The organism is Terriglobus sp. YAF25, from assembly GCF_052113305.1.
Taxonomy (GTDB): Bacteria; Acidobacteriota; Terriglobia; order Terriglobales; family Acidobacteriaceae; genus Terriglobus.
In genome coordinates this window covers 1-3,715 of the sequence record NZ_JBFRCY010000578.1, presented here as the reverse complement: position 1 = coordinate 3,715, position 3,715 = coordinate 1, and the positions used below count along the sequence as shown (strand labels likewise).

Below are 3,715 nucleotides of genomic sequence, written 5' to 3'. Positions count from 1 at the left end.
CATTAAGCCTGAGTGAGAACGGAGGTAGTCCGATGACCTCAGGCAGGGCGTGCTACCCTCACTTCAACCCATGCCATCGCAGACCGCACCGCCAGCCGTCCACGCCGAACTGCCTCGTGTACTTGAAGCATCGCATGCCACGGCGCTGGTGATCGGCATCATCATCGGCTCGGGAATCTTTCTTGTACCGTCGGAGATGATGCGGGCCGTGGGCTCCTCCGCGATGGTCTACGCCGTGTGGATCGTCGGTGGCATCCTTTCCCTCTTCGGAGCGATGACCTACGCGGAGATCTCCGCGACCCGCCCGCGTTACGGCGGCGAGTACGCCTATCTGCGCGAGGCCTACGGTGACCTGACCGGCTTCGTCTTCATGTGGACGCAGGTGACGATTGCAAAGCCCTCGTCGATTGCATCGATTGCGAGCGGCGTGGTACGTGTGCTGGGTAACTTCGCCGCCTTTCATTTCTTCACCCAGCCCGTCTTTCCGCATGTAGTTTGGGGGCAGCTTGCCGCGATTGCCTTCACCTGGCTGATTACCGGTTTGAACATCCTGGGCACGCGCAGAGCCGGAAACACACAGCGGCTGCTGCTCATCATGAAGATCTTTCTGGTGCTCGGCGTCGTCGGGATCTGCCTCTTTGGCGGACACGGCAGTGTTGTCAACTTCCATACTTCGTTCAGCGGCGCGCGCGGCGGCTTCTCCGGATTTATGGTGGCGTTGATCGCAGCGCTGTGGGCGTATGACGGATGGTCCGATGTCACGCACACCGCGGGCGAGATCAAGAACCCGAGCCGGTCGCTGCCCATCGCCCTCATCGCCGGAGTCTCCGTCGTCGGCGTGCTGTACATGCTGACCAACGCGGCAATCCAGTTCGTGCTCCCGGCAATGGCAATTGCCCATGCCGATCGTCCCGCGGTAGCCGCGATACTCACCAGCGCTCCACCGATCGCAGCGACGATCTTCTCTGCCGTGCTGGCCGTGGGCTACGGAAGCACCTTTATCGGATCGTCGCTGACCGGCGCACGTATCCCGTTCGCGGCAGCACGCGACGGGCTGTTCTTCCGCTGGCTGGCATGGGTGCATCCTCGATTCAAAACACCAGCGGCCGCGCTGATTTTGCAGGCAGTGTTGTGCAGCATTCTTCTGCTGCTGATCAATACCTTCCAGGGATTGTTCTCGCTGGCTATCTTTTCGGAGTGGCTGTTCTACGCGGCGGTGACGGCTTCGGTCTTCGTCTTCCGCAAGCGGGAGCCGGACGCTCCACGGCCCTACTCTGTAACCGGCTACCCAGTAGTACCGGCGATCTTTGTGCTGTGCGCGATTGTGCTGCTGGTGTTTTCAATCGTCGATCAGCCACGGAACTCGGGCATCGGCGCGGTGATTATCGCCTGCGGTGTTCCGCTGTATTACCTGCTGAAGCGTTCGGGCGTGTTACGACCCGCCGAAACCTCGGCGCCAGCGAACGAAGCACCGTAGTGTGGAACATCGGATTCAGTTGGTGGGAGCGATCCCCCTAAAAAGCAGATCCCTAAGGGATGACAAATCAAAACAACGGCCCGAACTACGTTCGGACCGTTGTTTTTGAACATTGTCCAGATGTCTAGAGCAATTCCTGCGCCAGCATCTCCTCAACCGTCTCGCGGCGGCGGATCCGCTTCGCTTTACCGTTACGGACCAGCACCTCGGCGACGCGGGAGCGAGTGTTGTAGTTCGAGGCCAGTGACATGCCATACGCTCCCGCATCGAGCAGTGCAACCAGATCTCCTGATTTGACCGGGGGCAGCTCGCGATCACGGGCGAAGAAGTCTCCCGACTCACAGACCGGGCCAACGACGTCGGCAACAATGGTCTTCTTCGAACTCGACTGTTTCACCGGCAGGATCTCGTGATGTGCCTGGTAGAGTGCCGGGCGGATTAGATCATTCATCGCGGCGTCGGTAATCACAAAGGTCTTGGTGCCGTTGACCTTGGTGTAGAGCACGCGTGAAAGCAGTGTTCCCGCCTGAGCGACGAAGAAGCGGCCGGGTTCGAGCAGCAGATGCACATCCAGGCCACCCATAGCCTTCTTCAGTGCATTGGCGTATTCGTGCACCTTAGCCGCGGGGTCGAAGTTGCCGGTACCGTACTCAATACCGAGGCCGCCGCCCGCATCGACATAACGGATACTGAGACCGTCCTTGCGGAGTTGCTTCACCAGGTCCACGACCCGGGCGAGGGCTGAGCCAAAGGGCTCTGTCGAGCGGATCTGCGACCCGATGTGAACAGACACGCCCACGGGATCGAGCCACTGCTTCTTTGCTGCGCGGCGGTAAACCTTGCGGGCGATGCGAATGTCGATACCGAACTTGTGCTCGCGCAGACCGGTGGAGATGTAGGGATGCGTCTCTGCAAAAACATCCGGATTCACGCGCAGAGCGATACGCGCCTTCTTCTTCAGCTTCGCGGCTCGTTCTGCCAGCAGCTCAAGCTCGGCCTCGCTCTCGACGTTGAACATCAGGATGCCGGCCTTGAGAGCAAGATCCATCTCGGCGGCCTGTTTGCCTACACCGGAGAAGACAACGCGCTTGGCGGCATCCTTCGAGACGCGCAGAACGCGCTCCAGCTCTCCGCCGGAGACGATATCGAAGCCCGTGCCGGACTGTGCCAGCAGCTTGAGAATCGCGAGCGACGAGTTCGCCTTCACCGCATAGCAGACCGTGTGCTCGACGCCGGCAAACTCACGGGCGAAGAGATTGCGACGCTCCAGGATCTGGTCGCCGGAATAAACATAGAGCGGCGTCCCAAACTTCTGGGCGAGACCGTCCAGGGCGACGCCGCTGGGCAGACACCGGCGACAACACGGCCGGAGCGCGGTCGTGTGATGCCGTCAAAGTTGACGGACGGGTTCGCGGCCACCGCAACATCACCGAACGAGGCAACAGACGCACCGCAGGCAGAACAAAAGCTGGCCCCGGCGCTTACTTGCTTTCCGCAACGAGAACAGTACATGGTTACACTCCCATGGAAGAATTCCATTGTTTCATACGCTGCATGCTCTCTATTCGTTCCAACAAAGCAGAAGGCCCGACATAGTGCCGGGCCTTCTGCCATGGTGAATCAGGGGAGGACATCTTAGGCCTTAGTAGCGGTAGTAACCGCGATAATACGGACGATAGTACGGACGGTAATAGCCGCCACCGTAGTAGTACGGTCCAGGTCCGCCAACGACCACCGCGCCGTAAGGATAGGCGTACGGATAGGGATACGGGTACGGACGCGGCCCCATTGTCGGAGGCCCGCCGGCGGGTCCAGCTCCGTAGGCCAGCCGGTTGAGCTCCTGCTGGTCGACTGTCGCGACAGTGACCGGCTGCGAGACACGGAAGCGCAGGACGGCCTCGCCGGGTACCCAGACGTTTCCGCTGGGGGATGCGGCTGCCGCTCCCAGGCCAACACCGCCACCGACGCCGGCTCCGATAGCGGCACCGGCTCCGCCACCGGCAACGCCACCGATGATCGCGCCGATAGCGGCGCCGCCAAGGGTGCTGTCCACGCTGGTGACGGCCTTATCGCCGCCGTTGCGCGTCCAGGGCTCGGAGGTGAGAGCAAACTCTTGTCCGCCGAGCGAGACTCCGGTGAGCAGCAACGAGACCGAGCCGCGGCCCTTGAGGGCTCCGGCGTTCGACACATTGGCAACCTGGCCATGGACGGTAGCGCCGCGCGGGATCGCGATCGCCC

At 61.4% G+C, this 3,715-nt stretch carries 3 protein-coding genes and 1 pseudogene; 1 reads left to right on the top strand and 3 read right to left on the bottom strand.

Annotation, left to right across the window (positions count from 1 at the left end; translation table 11 throughout):
• The first annotated feature begins 70 nt into the window (after positions 1 to 70).
• The gene (locus AB4043_RS20445; RefSeq protein ID WP_442299950.1) at positions 71 to 1,477 is read left to right on the top strand and encodes an APC family permease; all 1,407 of its coding nucleotides are present in this window, start codon (positions 71 to 73) and stop codon (positions 1,475 to 1,477) included.
• Positions 1,478 to 1,601: 124 nt separating this feature from the next.
• Here the strand turns inward: AB4043_RS20445 and lysA are convergent, their stop codons facing one another.
• The 3 genes and pseudogenes from lysA to AB4043_RS20430 all read right to left on the bottom strand — a co-directional run.
• Positions 1,602 to 2,807, bottom strand: coding sequence for a diaminopimelate decarboxylase (gene lysA / locus AB4043_RS20440; RefSeq protein WP_442307928.1), 1,206 nt, complete (start codon positions 2,805 to 2,807; stop codon positions 1,602 to 1,604).
• 119 nt (positions 2,808 to 2,926) lie between these two features.
• Positions 2,927 to 2,989 (bottom strand): annotated as a pseudogene (locus tag AB4043_RS20435) (zinc-ribbon domain-containing protein); the annotation flags it as partial.
• Positions 2,990 to 3,119: 130 nt separating this feature from the next.
• Positions 3,120 to 3,715, bottom strand: a 596-nt coding sequence (locus tag AB4043_RS20430; RefSeq protein WP_442307927.1) for a hypothetical protein, incomplete at its 5' end; no start/stop codon positions are given.